The 14189-nt window shown below is 70.1% G+C and carries 17 protein-coding genes and 1 tRNA gene; 6 read left to right on the top strand and 12 right to left on the bottom strand.

The window, feature by feature from the left end; translation table 11 throughout:
- Window positions 1-9 precede the first annotated feature (9 nt).
- Window positions 10-1005, bottom strand: a complete 996-nt coding sequence (locus ACZ6SA_RS34080; protein ID WP_347645992.1) for an aldo/keto reductase — start codon at window positions 1003-1005, stop codon at window positions 10-12.
- 128 nt (window positions 1006-1133) lie between these two features.
- Between ACZ6SA_RS34080 and ACZ6SA_RS34085 the strand changes: the two genes are divergently transcribed.
- On the top strand, window positions 1134-1985 hold the full coding sequence (locus ACZ6SA_RS34085) for a helix-turn-helix transcriptional regulator (RefSeq protein WP_347645993.1): 852 nt from the start codon (window positions 1134-1136) through the stop codon (window positions 1983-1985).
- Between the two features lie 39 nt (window positions 1986-2024).
- Window positions 2025-2480, top strand: a complete 456-nt coding sequence (locus ACZ6SA_RS34090; protein WP_465832829.1) for a tetratricopeptide repeat protein — start codon at window positions 2025-2027, stop codon at window positions 2478-2480.
- A 44-nt stretch (window positions 2481-2524) separates the two neighbouring features.
- On the opposite strand, the gene ACZ6SA_RS34095 is transcribed toward ACZ6SA_RS34090, so the two are convergent.
- The gene (locus ACZ6SA_RS34095) at window positions 2525-2986 is read right to left on the bottom strand and encodes a hypothetical protein (protein ID WP_465832831.1); all 462 of its coding nucleotides are present in this window, start codon (window positions 2984-2986) and stop codon (window positions 2525-2527) included.
- A gap of 75 nt (window positions 2987-3061) precedes the next feature.
- Here ACZ6SA_RS34095 and ACZ6SA_RS34100 point away from each other — a divergent pair, with 75 nt between their 5' ends.
- Window positions 3062-3769, top strand: a complete 708-nt coding sequence (locus ACZ6SA_RS34100; protein ID WP_465832833.1) for an SDR family oxidoreductase — start codon at window positions 3062-3064, stop codon at window positions 3767-3769.
- Between the two features lie 141 nt (window positions 3770-3910).
- Here the strand turns inward: ACZ6SA_RS34100 and ACZ6SA_RS34105 are convergent, their stop codons facing one another.
- The 3 genes from ACZ6SA_RS34105 to ACZ6SA_RS34115 all read right to left on the bottom strand — a co-directional run bounded on the left by ACZ6SA_RS34105 (window position 3911) and on the right by ACZ6SA_RS34115 (window position 5930).
- Window positions 3911-4246: a hypothetical protein gene (locus ACZ6SA_RS34105; RefSeq protein WP_465832835.1), complete on the bottom strand. Its 336-nt coding sequence runs from the start codon at window positions 4244-4246 to the stop codon at window positions 3911-3913.
- 94 nt (window positions 4247-4340) lie between these two features.
- Window positions 4341-4724: a hypothetical protein gene (locus ACZ6SA_RS34110; protein WP_347645997.1), complete on the bottom strand. Its 384-nt coding sequence runs from the start codon at window positions 4722-4724 to the stop codon at window positions 4341-4343.
- 159 nt (window positions 4725-4883) lie between these two features.
- Window positions 4884-5930, bottom strand: coding sequence for a questin oxidase family protein (locus tag ACZ6SA_RS34115; RefSeq protein WP_465832837.1), 1047 nt, complete (start codon window positions 5928-5930; stop codon window positions 4884-4886).
- A 486-nt stretch (window positions 5931-6416) separates the two neighbouring features.
- Here ACZ6SA_RS34115 and ACZ6SA_RS34120 point away from each other — a divergent pair, with 486 nt between their 5' ends.
- Window positions 6417-6599 carry a transposase gene (locus ACZ6SA_RS34120; protein ID WP_465832839.1) on the top strand — a complete coding sequence of 61 codons (183 nt, stop codon included), beginning with the start codon at window positions 6417-6419 and terminating at the stop codon, window positions 6597-6599.
- 94 nt (window positions 6600-6693) lie between these two features.
- Here the strand turns inward: ACZ6SA_RS34120 and ACZ6SA_RS34125 are convergent, their stop codons facing one another.
- The 5 genes from ACZ6SA_RS34125 to ACZ6SA_RS34145 all read right to left on the bottom strand — a co-directional run bounded on the left by ACZ6SA_RS34125 (window position 6694) and on the right by ACZ6SA_RS34145 (window position 10820).
- Window positions 6694-6879, bottom strand: coding sequence for a hypothetical protein (locus ACZ6SA_RS34125; RefSeq protein ID WP_347646001.1), 186 nt, complete (start codon window positions 6877-6879; stop codon window positions 6694-6696).
- A 117-nt stretch (window positions 6880-6996) separates the two neighbouring features.
- Window positions 6997-7566: a hypothetical protein gene (locus ACZ6SA_RS34130; protein WP_347646002.1), complete on the bottom strand. Its 570-nt coding sequence runs from the start codon at window positions 7564-7566 to the stop codon at window positions 6997-6999.
- A gap of 4 nt (window positions 7567-7570) precedes the next feature.
- Window positions 7571-8731: a hypothetical protein gene (locus ACZ6SA_RS34135; protein WP_465832842.1), complete on the bottom strand. Its 1161-nt coding sequence runs from the start codon at window positions 8729-8731 to the stop codon at window positions 7571-7573.
- A complete protein-coding gene (locus ACZ6SA_RS34140) occupies window positions 8728-9180 on the bottom strand; it encodes a hypothetical protein (protein ID WP_347646004.1) in 453 nt (150 codons plus the stop codon). Before ACZ6SA_RS34140 ends, ACZ6SA_RS34135 begins: the two co-directional genes overlap by 4 nt.
- Window positions 9177-10820 (bottom strand): hypothetical protein, encoded by a 1644-nt coding sequence (locus ACZ6SA_RS34145; RefSeq protein ID WP_465832844.1) that lies wholly within the window; start codon window positions 10818-10820, stop codon window positions 9177-9179. Before ACZ6SA_RS34145 ends, ACZ6SA_RS34140 begins: the two co-directional genes overlap by 4 nt.
- A gap of 171 nt (window positions 10821-10991) precedes the next feature.
- Here ACZ6SA_RS34145 and ACZ6SA_RS34150 point away from each other — a divergent pair, with 171 nt between their 5' ends.
- Together ACZ6SA_RS34150 and ACZ6SA_RS34155 are read left to right on the top strand one after the other, a co-directional pair.
- The gene (locus ACZ6SA_RS34150) at window positions 10992-12245 is read left to right on the top strand and encodes a sensor histidine kinase (protein WP_465832846.1); all 1254 of its coding nucleotides are present in this window, start codon (window positions 10992-10994) and stop codon (window positions 12243-12245) included.
- Window positions 12242-12943, top strand: coding sequence for a response regulator (locus ACZ6SA_RS34155; RefSeq protein WP_465832848.1), 702 nt, complete (start codon window positions 12242-12244; stop codon window positions 12941-12943). The genes ACZ6SA_RS34150 and ACZ6SA_RS34155 overlap by 4 nt, the downstream gene beginning before the upstream one ends.
- Window positions 12944-13310: 367 nt before the next feature.
- Here ACZ6SA_RS34155 and ACZ6SA_RS34160 read toward each other — a convergent pair whose 3' ends face one another.
- Window positions 13311-13736 carry a DUF5980 family protein gene (locus tag ACZ6SA_RS34160; protein WP_347646008.1) on the bottom strand — a complete coding sequence of 142 codons (426 nt, stop codon included), beginning with the start codon at window positions 13734-13736 and terminating at the stop codon, window positions 13311-13313.
- 344 nt (window positions 13737-14080) lie between these two features.
- Window positions 14081-14153: transfer RNA gene (locus ACZ6SA_RS34165), tRNA-Arg, on the bottom strand.
- Window positions 14154-14189: the final 36 nt, after the last annotated feature.

A 14189-nucleotide genomic window follows, 5' to 3' on the forward strand; every position in this document is an offset into this window, starting at 1 on the left:
CCGGACTGTTCAGTTGCCCACGCCGAGGTCGGCCATGAACGCGGACGGGTACCGGTCGCCGCGGGCCGCGTTCGGCGGCACCGCCTTCTCGATCTCCGCGAGGTCGTCCGCGGTGAGGCGCAGGTCCATCGCGGGCAGCGCCTCGGCCAGCCGCTCCCGCGTACGGGCGCCGACCAGCGGCACGATGTCCTCGCCCCGCGCGGCCACCCAGGCGATGGCCAGCTGGGCGACGGTGCAGCCCTTCGCCTCGGCGACCCGGCGCAGGGCCTCCACGAGGGCGAGGTTGTGCTCCACGTTCTCGCCGGAGAAGCGCGGGCTGAAGCCGCGCACGTCGCCGGGGCGGGCGGCGCGGTCGGCGGACCAGTGCCCCGAGATGAGGCCGCGGCTGAGCACGCCGTAGGCGGTCAGGCCGATGCCGAGCTCCCGCAGTGTGGGCAGGACGTCCGCCTCCACCGCGCGGGAGATCAGTGAGTACTCGATCTGCAGGTCGGCGATCGGGTGCACGGCGTGCGCCCGGCGGATCGTCGCCGCATCGACCTCCGACAGGCCGATGTGCCGTACGTATCCCGCGTCGACCATGTCCTTGATCGCGCCCACCGTCTCCTCGATCGGCACCGCCGGGTCCAGGCGGGCGGGGCGGTAGACGTCGATGTGGTCGGTGCCCAGCCGGGTCAGCGAGTAGGCCAGGAAGTTCTTGACCGCCTCGGGACGGTTGTCCTGCCCCCCGAACTCGCGGCCCGGCCCTCGCAGGGCGCCGAACTTGACGCTCAGCTGGTAGCTGTCGCGGTCCCGGCCGCGCAGCGCCTCGGCGAGCAGCATCTCGTTGTGGCCCATGGCGTAGAAGTCGCCGGTGTCGATCAGCGTGACGCCGCTGTCCAGCGCGGCGTGCACCGTTGCGATGCTCTCGGCCCGGTCGGTTGCGCCGTAAGCGTCCGACATCCCCATCGCACCCAGGCCCAGCGCGGAAACGGCCGGACCTGTGCGGCCCAGGGTTCGTCGCTGCATCACATTCACCCCTCGTTGTCGATGTCGCCACCATGCTGTGCCCGGGCAGGCAGGCGCGAAAGCGGAGCGTTCATCATGGGAGAGCCGCTCCCTGGCTCGGCCGTTGCCCCGCGAGGCAGGATGAAGGCATGCAACGTGTCCAGCTCGCCGACTTCCTCCGCCGCCGCCGCGAGGCGATCCGGCCGACGGAGGTGGGTCTGGCCGACAGCCCTCGCCGCCGCACCGCCGGCCTGCGCCGGGAAGAGGTGGCGATGCTCGCCGGCATGTCGGTGGACTATGTCGTACGCCTCGAGCAGGGCCGCAGCAGCCAGCCGTCGACCCAGCTGCTCGGCGCGCTGGCCCGGGCGTTGCGCCTGTCCGACGACGAGCGCGACCATCTGTTCCACCTGGCCGGCCACCGGCCACCGCCCGCCGACGGGGTGGCCCGCCTGGCCCGCGCGGGCCTGATGCGCATGCTCAACCTGCTCGGTGACAACCCGGCCATGGTGCTGTCCGACCTGAGCGAGGTTCTCGCCCAGAACCGGGCGGCCCTCCTGCTGACAGGCGACCACACCGGCTTCTCCGGCGACCGGCGCTACGTCGTGTACCGCTGGTTCACCGAGCCCGCCTCCCGAGCCACTTACCCGTCCGAGGAGCACGACCACCAGACCCGCCAGCTGGTGGCCGACCTGCGTGCGGTCGCCGGCCGCCGGTCCGGCGACCCGGTGGTCGAGGGGCTCGTCGACCGTTTGCAGGCCGCGAGCGCCGACTTCCGCCGGCTCTGGGCCGAGCACGAGGTGGCGGTCCGGCGCGCCGACCGCAAGACCGTGCTGCACGCGAGAGTCGGCCGGCTGACCATGGACTGCGAGACCCTGGTCACTCCCGATCAGGGTCAGCAGCTGCTGGTGCTCACCCCCGCGGACGCCGAGACGCGCGAGCGGCTTGAGCTGCTGCTGGTGCTCGGCATCGAGGAGTTCCCCTCGGGGTCAACGGTGAAATGATTCAATGTACGTTCGCATCCCGCCGATGAAGGAGTGACCGTGATCACCGACACCACGCTCACCCGGATCGGCCAGGCGGTGGAGCTGCACCACCACCAAGGCCAGCGTGAGGCCGCCCGCGACCTGTTCGCACAGATCTGGGATGACATCGGCGGCGAGCAGGGCGACCCGCTGCACATCTGCGTCCTCGCCCACTCGATGGCCGACGTGCAGGACGACGTGCAGCAGGAGCTGCTGTGGGACCTGCGAGCGCTCGCCGCCGCCGATTCGATCACCGATGAGCGGGTGGCGCACGCCGGGGTGGCGTTTCCGGTGGCCGGCCTCTACCCGTCGTTGCACCTCAACCTGGGCGAGTGCTACCGCAAGCTGGGCGATCTCGACCGCGCCCGTGAGCATCTCCAGCACGCACAGGCCACGATCGGCGCGCTCGGCGACGACGAATATGCGCGGCTCATCAAGGGTGGTCTGGAACGGCTGACCGAACAACTCGGCTGATTCCACCGACATGCCGCATTCTGGAGCGGCAACAAGCGTGAAGGTCACATCGCCAAGTCCCAGACGCTCCATCCGGGCCCGCATGCCACGCTCCGATACGACGACTTGGCCGCATCCGAGAACATGAGGGTGTAGGCGAAGCATTTCCGCAGGTGGGCGAGCCGGCCATGCTGTGTATCGGCGTACGCGTGGATTCTGATCACCACATCGGTGCGATCGGTCCGAGCGCTGTAGGCCGTGAGGTCGACCCCGCGTCCGGCCAGGACTTCGTGGAAGTTCCCCTTGGAGGCCGACGCCGGTAGCGCTGAGAATTCCCGGAAAACCTCGGCCGCCGTTTTCTGCACGCGGCCCTCAGCCTCACGGCGTTGCATCTGCTCCCATTGCGAGTTGCGGTGCACTATCCAGCCGAACCCGCCGACAACAAGCGCGACAAGAACGACCATGAAGACGAGCGCACCGATCGAGCCTTTGTCCCCGTCGGACTTTGCCCTGGCCGATGACTCCATGACGGCTCCGCTCGCGCCGTGACTTCCCTCACAGGACTTGCCTCTGACATCAATGTGAGGTTCTAGCGTATCCGCATGCAGATCAACGGAGCACACGTGCTGGTCACCGGGGCCAACCGGGGCCTGGGCCGGCAATTCGTCCTGTCCCTCCTCGACCGCGGCGCCGGCAAGGTGTACGCCACGGCCCGCCGGCCCGACCTCGTCGACGTACCGGGGGTCGTCCCGCTGCGCCTGGACATCACCGATCCGGAATCGATCGCCGCTGCGGCGGCAGCGGCACCTGACGTGAAGATCGTCATCAACAACGCGGGCATCTCGAGCGGAGCAAATCTGGTCGCCGGGGACCTGGACACGATTCGCCGCGAGATGGACACCCACTTCTACGGCACCCTGAACATGATCCGCGCCTTCGCGCCCCAACTGGCCGGCGGCGCGATCCTCAACGTCATGTCCGCGATCTCGTGGCTCGCCGTCGACGGTGCGGGCGCCTACCACGCGGCGAAGGCCGCCGAGTGGGCGCTCACCAACAGCGTACGCCTGGAATTGGCCGAACAGCGCACCCTGGTGACGGGACTGCACCTGGGCGCTGCCGACACCGACATGATGGCCTGGTACGAGGGCGACAAGAGCGCCCCCGAGGTGATCGTCGCGGCGGCCCTCGACGGGATCGAGGCGCACCGGCCCGAGGTCCTCGCCGACGACTGGAGCCGCCAGGTGAAGGCTTGGCTGTCCGAGGACCCGGACGTCATCTACCGGGAAGCTGCGGCCGCCCTCACGACCTGACGTGCCGCTCCTGCCGGCCATGGCGTCCACGGCCGTGACCTCGAAGAGGTCCTGATGGCGGGCCTTTCAGCTGCGCGCGGCCGACAAGGCCGAACCCGTGTACGTTACTGCCGCACACCACTTCACGAGATGCGACCCACTTCACCGGGTGAGCTGCACGGCAAATACCGGGAAGGTGTGCTCGATCTGCTCGTCCGGGCCGGCGTCCTCCTCGGCGGTGACCTCCCGCAGATCAGTCCACGGCACCGCACCCGGCAGTGTGTCCGCGGCCATCAGTGCGAGCACCGGTGCGGGACTGTCCACAGGCCGAAACCTGCCCCGGAACGGCAGACCACTCGGCTCGACGACGAGAGCCCGCTCCACGGACCCGGCGTCGAAGCCCTCCGGGGCGAAGCCGAACGCCATCAGATTGCCCCGAGCCTCCGCGTTCGCATTTCCCCGGTCGAGAACCAGTTCCTGATCCAGGAACGATTGCACAAGCCGCGCGAGACTCGCCGGCACCCACCAGCGCCGATCCCCAATGTGTCACTATCCGAGAACACACGCCAAGGCTGGGCGCTAATCGCTTCAGTCAGGTCTTTCCCCCGTGCTCCGTGTGGCAGACCTTTGTCGACGAGCTGGAGGTGCACACTTTTACGGAGACCGCCTTGCCTTCGTCGTAGCTCAGGTCCCGGTTGCCCGCGCCCTCGAACCTCGCTGTTCCCGAGCCTGCCACGGTCAGGTAGGCCACCACGCTGTTGGGGTCGCTGCCGTGGTGGTCTTCGAGCTCCAACCTCTCGTCGTATGCCCGGAAATACGCCCGCACCCACTCGCTGCCCTTGTGGCACTCGGCCCATACATCTCGGCCGCCCTTGTCATCGGTCGATTCGCCCGAACCGCTGAGGCTGGTGCAGTTCCATGCACTCACCGACTGCGCCGCCGCCGGCGAGGCCGTCGACAGGAGCGGCCCGATCACCGCGACAGCTGCCAGCGCGACAGCCGTTGATCTCGGTAGATTCATGAGCTGAATTCCCCCTGTGATGCCGTTGTGTTTTCATGGCTACGGTAGTGTGCGTCGATTTATCTTTGCTTTCGATCCGGTTGAGCGCATTACACGGGCCGGCGGTTCCCCGGTTCAGGAGATGAAGGGTTTGATCAGAGCGGCCGCGCGGACCACCGCGGCGAGGGCATCGGGATCGTTGGTGCGGTGGTAGACGTCCAGGGCCGTGTCGGCGAGTTTGATCACGTGCTCATCCCCGTGCCGGACGGCGAGTTCGAACACCTCCTCCGCCGATCCGGGGACAACAGGCAGATCCCGGCGGGGCGCGGGTTCGCCCGGGGCGTAGGCGGCGGTCACCGCGGCGCCTGCCGCCCACGCCGCGTTGAGGCTGGCGCCCCATACACCGGCAGGCAACGCGGGTAGAGCCCGCAGCACGGCTGTCGGCGCCGTCGCGGTGTGGACCAGCATGATGGGATTGCCGTGCGCGTGAGCGGCGTAACGCAGGGTCGCCGCGTCCGCGAGCCCGGTGAGGTGCGCACGAGCTTGCTCGGCGTCGGCGGCCGGTTTGAGCGCGGTGAGCGAGGAGCCCCACTCGGTGATGCCAGCCAGCTGTTCGAGGCGATGGTTGATGCCCTTGCTCTGGTCCGGCACGCGGGGGATCCCGGCGAAGGCGCGCTCCGGCCCGGCGGCGCCGGACGGCGCGTCGACGCCCGCGATGGCCTGCCAGCGCGCTGCCCAGTAACCGAGTGACTGGCCCAGTTCGGCAAGACGCCTCTCGTCCTGCTGCCGCAACAACGCATGGATCGCATGCCCCGTGCGAATCACCCCGTGGGTGGCTCCGGCCGCGATACCGGGCAGCAATCGTGGCCACCAGGTTTCCAGTACGGCACGCCACGGCTGCTGCCCCAACTCTTTGTCGAAGTACGTCAGCCAGTCGCCGAGACGGTTCGGGTCGCCGAGCGCCTCGCGCCAATCCTCGGCGTCGATCGGCGAGATGCCGCGTGGAAGCTCGTCCAGGCGGCCGACGTATGCGTCGAGCCAACGGTGCACTTCACGGCTGTATCCGTGTCTGACCATGGATTCGACCGCCATCGGACCGTGGTTGGACAGCCATCCGTCGAACTCGGGGCCCGTCCTGTGCAGCCGCCCGTACGCTTCTTCCAACGTCCCGGTGTCATTCATGACAGTGGACGCTAGTGGCGATCGCCGGCACGCACCTCGGTCCCGCGAACGAGAGACCCTACAGCCTTGGACCTAGGCATGTGTCTTCTGACCTTTTCGGGTGCCGGAGCCAGAGCACGCTCAGCTCTGCTGGGCCATTCCGCAAGGGGCGCCCCGCATGACCTGACCGCGGCCCGCGTCGCCGGCCTGATCGAAGCGCTGACCGCCACAGGGGTGAAGACCTGGAAGATCCTGGCCCGGTTGCGTCGCTGCCCGCTCCGCCACGACCGTGCAGGTGTTCTTCGTCCTGCCTAATCAGCGGCGAAGTGATCCACCGTCCGCGACCAAATCGGGCTGGCTCTGTAGGTGAAACGGGGAGCCAGATGTCAGTCAGTGGCTCTGTGCCGCCCGAGAGGGCCGGGGTCGTGTTGGTGAATTCGGGAGCCACCTGAGGAATAACGGTGGGAACATCGATGCGTTACTCCGCGTGAGGAGGCCACCCTAGCGGTGACGAGACGGTTCGACCCGACCGATGAGCAGTGGGCGGTGCTGGAGCCGTTGCCACCTGCGCCCAAGCGGCCGGGACGGCCATCGCTGTTCGGCAAGCGGCAGTTGATCGACGGGATCCGCTGGCAGGTGCGAGTCGGCGCCCCGTGGCGCGACGTGCCCGCCTGCCACGGATCCTGGTAGGCGGTCTATGCGCTGTTTCGACGGTTGCAACGCAACGGGACCTGGCAGCGGATCTTGACCGCGTTGCAGGCGATGGCCGATGCGGCCGGGCACATCACCGGAACGTCAGCGTGGATTCCACCATCACCCGCGCGCACCAGCACGCCGCCGGTGCGCGTAAAAGGGGGATCTGCAGGCCGAGCCGCCCGGCGGCGAGCGTCTCGAACCGGCCGATCATGCGCTGGGCCGTTCCCGCGGCGGCTGGACCACCAAGCTGCATCTGGCCTGCGAGCAGGGTCAAAAGCGACCCGGCCCGGCCGCCGGGTGTCACAATCGGACGCGCTCGCGCTGCCGGGGGCCACCTGACCTCTGCTTGAGAGATGGCCCTGTGAGGTTGGCCGGGGCGTGCGCCGCGCTGTCAGAGGCCCAGCGTCGCGAGGCGGCGGGACGGGCGGTGCCGTCGCCAGGCGGCGACCAGGAAGGCGATCAGCCCGAGCACGGGCAGCGTGCACAACGTCCAGCTCAGTGCCAGCGGCGGGCCGGGCTGCTCCAGCACGGTGACATCGGCGAGCGTGGCCGTGCCCTGGCCTTGCGGGCCGTTCACAGTGAAGGTGAAGCTCCACGGCCCGGCCGTGGGCAGGGCGTGGATGTCCAGGCCCCAGACGTCCCGTTTGCGTGGGTGGCGGGACAGCGGGCTCGTCCTGCGCATCCCTTGCTTCATGCCGGGGCCCGTCATGCTGAGGGTGCCGGACTTGCCGGTCAGCCCTCCGTCGGGGACGAAGGTGAAGTCCAGCGACTGCATGGCGCGCAGCGGCCAGGTGGAGAAGCCAACGGTCAGGTGGTAGGGGCCGGCCTGCACCCGCTCGGTGTGGACGACCCCGACCGGCGCGTACGCCTGCTCCGGCTCGGGCTCGGCTTGAGCGGCCGGGGAGGCGAGGAGCACGACCGCGCCGACGACGCAGGGCGCGAGGAGCGTTGTGAGACGCATCGGTTCAGCGTCCTTCCTGGTCGAGGGCGGGGGCGGGAGCGTTGAGGTGCAGCAGGACCGCGAAGCGGGCGGCGAGGAACCCGGCCAGCGCGCCAAGTGCCAGCCCGAGGAGCACGTTGGCCACCACCGAGGTCACGGAGGTGGCGGGCCGGCCCATCGGCCCTCCCGCGCGCAGCAGCGACGTCTGCACGAGCATCGACAGGCTCACCACCAGGCCGCCGGCCGCGCCGGTGAGTTGGGGCAGCCAGCGGGCCGGCCAGCCGCGCCCGCGTCCGAGCCGGAGCAGCCCTTCGATCACCAGGGCCGCGGCGAGCAGGAACATCGGGATGCCCGAGGGCAACTGCGGCGGGACGTCCAGGAGGTTGTCGCGCAGCGGCAAGCGCACGTAGTCCGCGTAAACCCGCGCCGCCCACGGCGCGAACCACCAGAGGAACAGCTGCATGAGGCCGAGGACGACCGCGATGGACACGGCCACCCGCGAGCGGCGCAGCGTCATCGCGCCCATCAGGACGAAACAAACGGCGAAGAAGACGCTGCTCGCGAGCTGAGGGCTGACGGGCAGACCCAGCCTGTTGAAGGCGCTCGTGGTGAGGGGAGTGAACATGATCAGCACAGGGATGCTGGTGATGAGCCCGATCTGCCCCCACCGTCGTGCGCGGGCGGCGGCGAAGACGATGACGCTGCCGAGCATGGTCAGGCTGATGGAGATGAACAGGGCGACGTGGGGCGGGGAGTCCAGGACGGCGTCGAAGCCGTACAGGGAGTGCCACCACAGGTCGAGCAGGCCGTACAGCAGGAACAACGCGCCGCCGATCCCGGCGACGAGGTAACCCAGGGGCGCGGTGAACGTGCCGCCGAGAACCCGGACCGGGCTGCCGCCGACCGTGGGATCGGGCGGGTGCCCGGCCCGCTGCGCGGAGGTGGCGCCCAGCACCATCACCAGGCTGGCGACGCCGGCGACGGCGCTTCCTGAGTACAGCAGGAGGTGGGGCAGGGTGAAGAAGGTGTCCGGGCCGACGTCGACGTGCCATTGCACGTCCCAGTTGACGCCGACCAGCGACAACAGGGTGCCGGCCAGCACGGTGTACGCGCCGGCCGGGGCCGCCTGCCGGGACGTGGATGCGGGGACAGGGGCCATCAGGCTCATGCCTTTCGGGGGGATCAACGGGGGACGGTGAGCGGGAAGACGAGCCGGTCGTGGCGGCCGTCGCCGTCGACGGCGACGACGACCTGCCAGCGGCCCGGCATCATCAGCGGAAGGTCCGCCACGTGGTAACGGCCGTCCACGGTCCGCGCAGCGGGGTGGTCCGGTACCGCGTGACCTGCGGTGGGCAGCACCGCAGAGACCGTGACCACCGGTGGGGCCCCGCCGGTCGCCGCCGCGTCGCGCGGCACGAGCCGGACGTCGACAGCCGTGGTGCCGGTGACCGGCGTGGAGACCGTCAATGTCACCGTCTCGCGGGCGGTGCCGCCGGTGAGCGTCGCCGCACCGGGCGGGGCATCCGAGGCGGGCTGCGCCGTGCCGGACCACGGCGCCCACAGGGCACGCACCGACAACGCGGTGAGCAGGGTTCCCGCCAGGAGCACCGCGGCGACCAGGAACCGCCGGCTCATGGCGTCTTATCCGCGGCGCCGGTGACGTGGAGCAGATACGGGACGGTCAGGATGGTGTTGCCGCGTTCGGCCTGGATCCAGACCCGGTAGTGGCCGGCCGCCGGGAAGGTGTAGACGAAGGAGACGTCGGGGCCGTAGGCGGCCACGGTCTCGTCGGCGGTGCTGTCGCCGTTGACGGAGGTCAGTCCGCTCATCCCGGGCATGCCCGCGTCCATGTCATGGGCGGATGAATGCGTCGCGTGCCCCGTGCCCGCCGGATCGCTCATCTCGTGAGGGCCGTCCGGCAACGCGCCCATGGAGTGGGAGTGGGCCCAGACCTGGGCACCCTGCGTCCCCGTCCCCGCCGCCGCCGTAGGAGAGAGCGGGCCGACGACGATCAGGTGCCCGATCATGCCGAGCCAGGGCTGCAGGGTCGCGGTGTCGCCCACGCGGGCGGTCAGCACGGCCGTCTCGCCCGCCACCAGCGAGGACGCCGTGAGCCGCACCTTGACGCCGGCCACCGTCCGCGGACCGGTGCCCACCTGGAGACCGCCCGGTTCCGTCCGCGCGGGGGCGGCCGATACCGCGTCGATGCCGGTGGCGGAGCGCACCTGCTGGACGCCGCCGCCCCGGCGGGCGAACTCGGCGGAGAGCGCGTAATGGCCGGCCTCGGGCAGCGACAACGGGACCTCGTACACGCCGGTCCCGGTCCGCACCGGGTGCAGATGCCGCAACCGGCCCGAAGGGCTGACGACCAGCAGATGCAGCAGCGCCCCGTCGTGCACGACGATGTCGTCCAGGGGCAGGCCGGTGGCGGCGTCGGAGAGGGCGAGCCGCAGATCGGCCACCTGTCCCGCTCGGTTGGTGGACGACGACAACAGCAGCGTGCCCGGCGGGCGGGAATAGTTGCTCACCTGCTGCTCCACGTACGCATAGGGATCGGTGACGCCGTCGATGGTGGCGTCGACCTGCCCGCCCTGGGACGGCGGCAGCGGCAGCCGGGACGACAGCAGCGCGCCGGTGACCGCCACGGCCAGGCAGGCGACCAGGGCGCCGCCCGGCACCAGCGTCCACCAGCCGCGGCGCGCGCGCACGGCGACCAGGACGGCGACCAGGACCAGCAGCCCGGCACCGCTGAACCCCAGGTACACCGCGGTCTCGGGCGGCGAGGTCACCTGCTTCGGCACGACGAAGGGGATCGTCGCGGTCCTCTTCTCGTCGCGCAGCGACAACTCCCACGGCCCGGCCCGGGTGACGTCCAGCACCGCGGAGTAGGTGCCGGGCCGGCTGCCCAAGGTGACCACGGCGGTGTCGACGGTCGTGCCCGACGCCGAGCCGGCGGACGCGGAGGCGGAGACGCCGGTGGGGACCACCGCCAGGTCGAGCCGGCCGGCGGCCGTGCCCGTGTGGGTGATCACGTCCACGTGCAGCGGCCCGGGCACGCCGGTGACGCGGCGCAGGATGACGGTCAGCTCCCGATCACCGAGCGTCTGGGCGACGTGCAGGTCCGCGCCGTCGGCGGAGTCCGCTTCGGCCACCGGGCCCAGGACGAGCAGCAGCGTCACGCCGCTCAGCAGGACGGCGAGCACGGCGCGGAGGCGGCGTGGCGGAGGAGCCGTGCTGTCGTGCCCCGTCATCGTGCGCGCTGCGGTGTCGTTCATCGTGCGGGCAGCCTAGGGATGCCCGCCTGCCGCTGTCGTCACGGTGTCAGGGGATGGGGGTCCCCCGGACGGGGGACCCACCTATGCTGCATGACCAGGCATTATGGGTGATCATGGTGGCCCGCCCACGTAGCCGCGGGCCCGTTGCGGCGCAGGACGGGAGGGGTGCCGGTGTCCGGCAGCGAAGGGCGTGGCGGGCGCGGGGCAGGGCCGGTCCGCATCCGCGACGTCAGCGGGTCGCTGACCCGCCAGGCGATCATGATCGCCGCTGTCACCCTCGGGGTGGACGTCCTGGCCTTCGCCCTGTTCATGGGATACGGCCCCGCTCCGGCGGTGTGGAGTTGGGCCGTGCTGGCGGCGATCGTCGTGGTGGACGCGGCCCTGGCCGGCGCGCCGCGCCTGTCGGGCGTGGTGGCCGTCGCCCAGGCGGCCGTCATGGTGGCGGGCGCGGTCCTGTTCGCCCATGCCGGTCAGGCAGGGCCCGCCGAGCCCAGGCCGGTGCCCCTGCTGAACAGGGCGGGCATGCTCATCTCCGCCTACCGGGTCGGCGCCTGGCTGAACCGGGCGCCGGCGGTGGTGTCCCTGCTCTGCCTGACCGCGGGCGCGGCCATGCGGCCGATCCTCGGCGGGGCGCCCTTCGAGCAGGGACGGTTCCTGCTCAACGTCCTGGGCGATGCCCTGCTGCCCTGGCTCGTCGGGCGTTACACCACCGCGCGCCGCGCCTACATCGCCGAATTGGAGCAGCGCTCCGAGCGGGAACAGGCCGAAGCCCGGCAGGCGATGGCCGCGGCCATCGCCGAAGAGCGCAGCAACATCGCCCGCGACCTGCACGACGTGATCTCGCACCACGTCAGCGCGATCGGCATGCACGCGGGGGTGGCCCGGATGCGGGCCACCACGACGGCCGGCGCCCAGGACCTGACGGCATCGCTGACCGCCGTGGAGACCTCCAGCCGGGCCGCCATGCTGGACCTGCGACGCCTGCTGGATGTCCTGCACGGCAACCCGGCCGAGGAGGACAGCCAGCCCGGGCTGGACAACCTGCCCGAACTGCTCGACACCCTGTGCGCCGTGGGCCTGCGGGCGCGGGTGAGCGTCCACGGCGTTCCGTCCCGGCTGCCGGAGTCACTGGACATCGCCGCCTATCGGGTGGTGCAGGAGACGCTGGCCAACGCCCTGCGGCACGGCGCCGGCGGCGTCGCGGAGGTCGAACTGCGCTACGACCGCGCCGGGCTCACCGTGACCACCTCCAACCCCCTCGGCGCGAACGCCCCCGCCATCCGCGCCCGGCCGGACTCGCCTCACCGTGGCCTGCAGGGCATCCGCAACCGTGTCACCATGTTCGCGGGGTCGACCAGTTACGGGCCCGCCCCCGACGGCAACACCTGGATCACCACCGTGACCTTCCCCTTGGACCCCTCGTGACCCTGCGCGTCCTGATCGCCGACGACCACGCCATGTTCCGCTCCGGCCTGCGCGCCGTCCTGGACACCCAGGCCGACCTGGTATGCGTGGGGGAGGCTGCCGACGGGCGGAGCGCGGTCGACGAAGTGTCGCGGCTGCGTCCCGACGTGGCGATCATCGACATCCGCATGCCGCGCCTGGACGGCCTGCGCGCCACGGAGGCGATACTCGCCGACCCCGCCAACACCACCAAGGTGATCCTGCTGACCACCTACGACCAGGACACCTACGTCCATCGTGCACTGCGGGCCGGAGCCGGCGGGTTTCTGCTCAAGAGCCTGCCGCCGGAGGAACTGATCGCAGCCATCCGGGTGGCCGCCCGCGGCGACACCCTCATCGACCCGTCGGTCACCCGGCGCCTCAGCGCCCGCCTCGCCGAAGGCATCGCCCCGCCCCCCACCCCGACCGGCCTGGATCTTCTCACCACCCGGGAACGTGAGGTGTTGTTGCTGCTGGCCGAGGCCCACAGCAACGCCGAGATCGCCGACCGCCTCGGCATCGGCGACGAGACCGTCAAGACGCACGTGTCGCGCATCCTCGGCAAACTGCACCTGCGCGACCGGATCCACGCGGTCGCCTACGCCCACCTGCACGGCCTCGTCGGCCAGGCCTCCGCGCGGCCTCCGTCCGCCGGACGCCCGTGCGGCCCAGGCGGGTGAGCAGGTCCGCGCGGGTGGCGGGCAGCAGGTGGTAGCCCGCCAGGTCCAGCTCGTCGACGGCGGCCGCGCGAGTGCCGGCCCGTGCACATCGGCGACGGCGCGGTGGAGCGCGTGCGCCACCTGCGTGACCAGCGGGTCCAGCCGAGCCATGCCCCGCCCGCTGGGGCATGGCACTCGTTTTCACCGACACTCCAGGCCCAGTTGGTCACCAAATGGCTCTCAAACTGACTGACATCTGGCTCTCGGATTCACCCACATAGCCATCGGGCGCCGCGGACGGTGTTTTGCCGCTATGCAAAGGCTGATACACCTACCGAATAGAGCAGATCCCTTGCCCACTTCCGAGCATATTTTGTGGATGCGCGTTTCAGGGGCAGCGCTCCTTAACGGTGATGGTGACGGGGTCGGACAGAGTCTGCGTCCCGTCCGAAGCCGTCAACTGCGCCGTGTAGACGCCGATCGGCAGCGGCTCGAACTCTGCGGTGACCCAGCCGTTGAGCGTTGTCGAACCGTTGGGCCTGGTGTAGTTAGAGCCGGGGGGAATCGCGTCGGCATTGGTGACGACCGCACCGGGGGGCAGGTCCTCCAGCGTGACGTGAACGGTCGACGACCAGCTGCCGACGATGGCGGCTACGAAGTATGTCCAGTGGGAGTGGGGATGTTGGATGCAGATTTGATTTTCCCCCCAGAGGTCCCATGTGGCCGCCGACGCGGGTGGGCTGCCGGCCAAGGTGATGGCCAGTCCTGCCGTCAGGCCGAGCGCTGCCCTGGCGGCGCGGTGACTCTTTTTCACGGCTGCCTCCCTTGGTGCTTATGCCTAAAGTTCCCTTACTCGGCGATCATTGATCATTAAAGGACCCTTGACAAGAAAGTTTCTGCATTCTTATGAAATTTTCATCCTGAGGTGAAAGGGCTCGTTGCGATCTCGGCAAAGAGGGGCTGTTGGAGACCGGCAGGGTGCGAGTTGAGCAGGCCTTTTCTGCGGCTCGAGTCCACAGCCTTCGAGGGGCTCGCCGGCACCTCAGTGGCGGGCGTCCCATCGGCATGGGCTGTTCGCGGGGGGATCGGCTGTGCCGGGCTGCGCTGCCGTACGCAAAAGGCCCTCCGGAATCATCCCGGAGGGCCTTTGACCAGGTGCGCGGCCGACAGGAGTCGAACCCGTAACCTTCTGATCCGTAGTCAGATGCTCTATCCATTGAGCTACGGCCGCTTGTTGCTAGACCAGCATAGCGGGTCCTTGGGAGTG

The organism is Nonomuraea sp. NPDC049378 (genome assembly GCF_055586745.1).

Excerpts from the sequence above, each read along its gene's own strand:
- ACZ6SA_RS34085 (WP_347645993.1), top strand. The coding sequence starts at position 1,134 with ATGCAACGTGTCCAGCTCGCCGACTTCCTCCGCCGCCGCCGCGAGGCG.
- ACZ6SA_RS34080 (WP_347645992.1), bottom strand. The coding sequence starts at position 1,005 with ATGCAGCGACGAACCCTGGGCCGCACAGGTCCGGCCGTTTCCGCGCTG.
- ACZ6SA_RS34130 (WP_347646002.1), bottom strand. The coding sequence starts at position 7,566 with ATGCGTCTCACAACGCTCCTCGCGCCCTGCGTCGTCGGCGCGGTCGTG.
- ACZ6SA_RS34095 (WP_465832831.1), bottom strand. The coding sequence starts at position 2,986 with ATGGAGTCATCGGCCAGGGCAAAGTCCGACGGGGACAAAGGCTCGATC.
- ACZ6SA_RS34100 (WP_465832833.1), top strand. The coding sequence starts at position 3,062 with ATGCAGATCAACGGAGCACACGTGCTGGTCACCGGGGCCAACCGGGGC.
- ACZ6SA_RS34115 (WP_465832837.1), bottom strand. The coding sequence starts at position 5,930 with ATGAATGACACCGGGACGTTGGAAGAAGCGTACGGGCGGCTGCACAGG.
- ACZ6SA_RS34145 (WP_465832844.1), bottom strand. The coding sequence starts at position 10,820 with ATGAACGACACCGCAGCGCGCACGATGACGGGGCACGACAGCACGGCT.
- ACZ6SA_RS34140 (WP_347646004.1), bottom strand. The coding sequence starts at position 9,180 with ATGAGCCGGCGGTTCCTGGTCGCCGCGGTGCTCCTGGCGGGAACCCTG.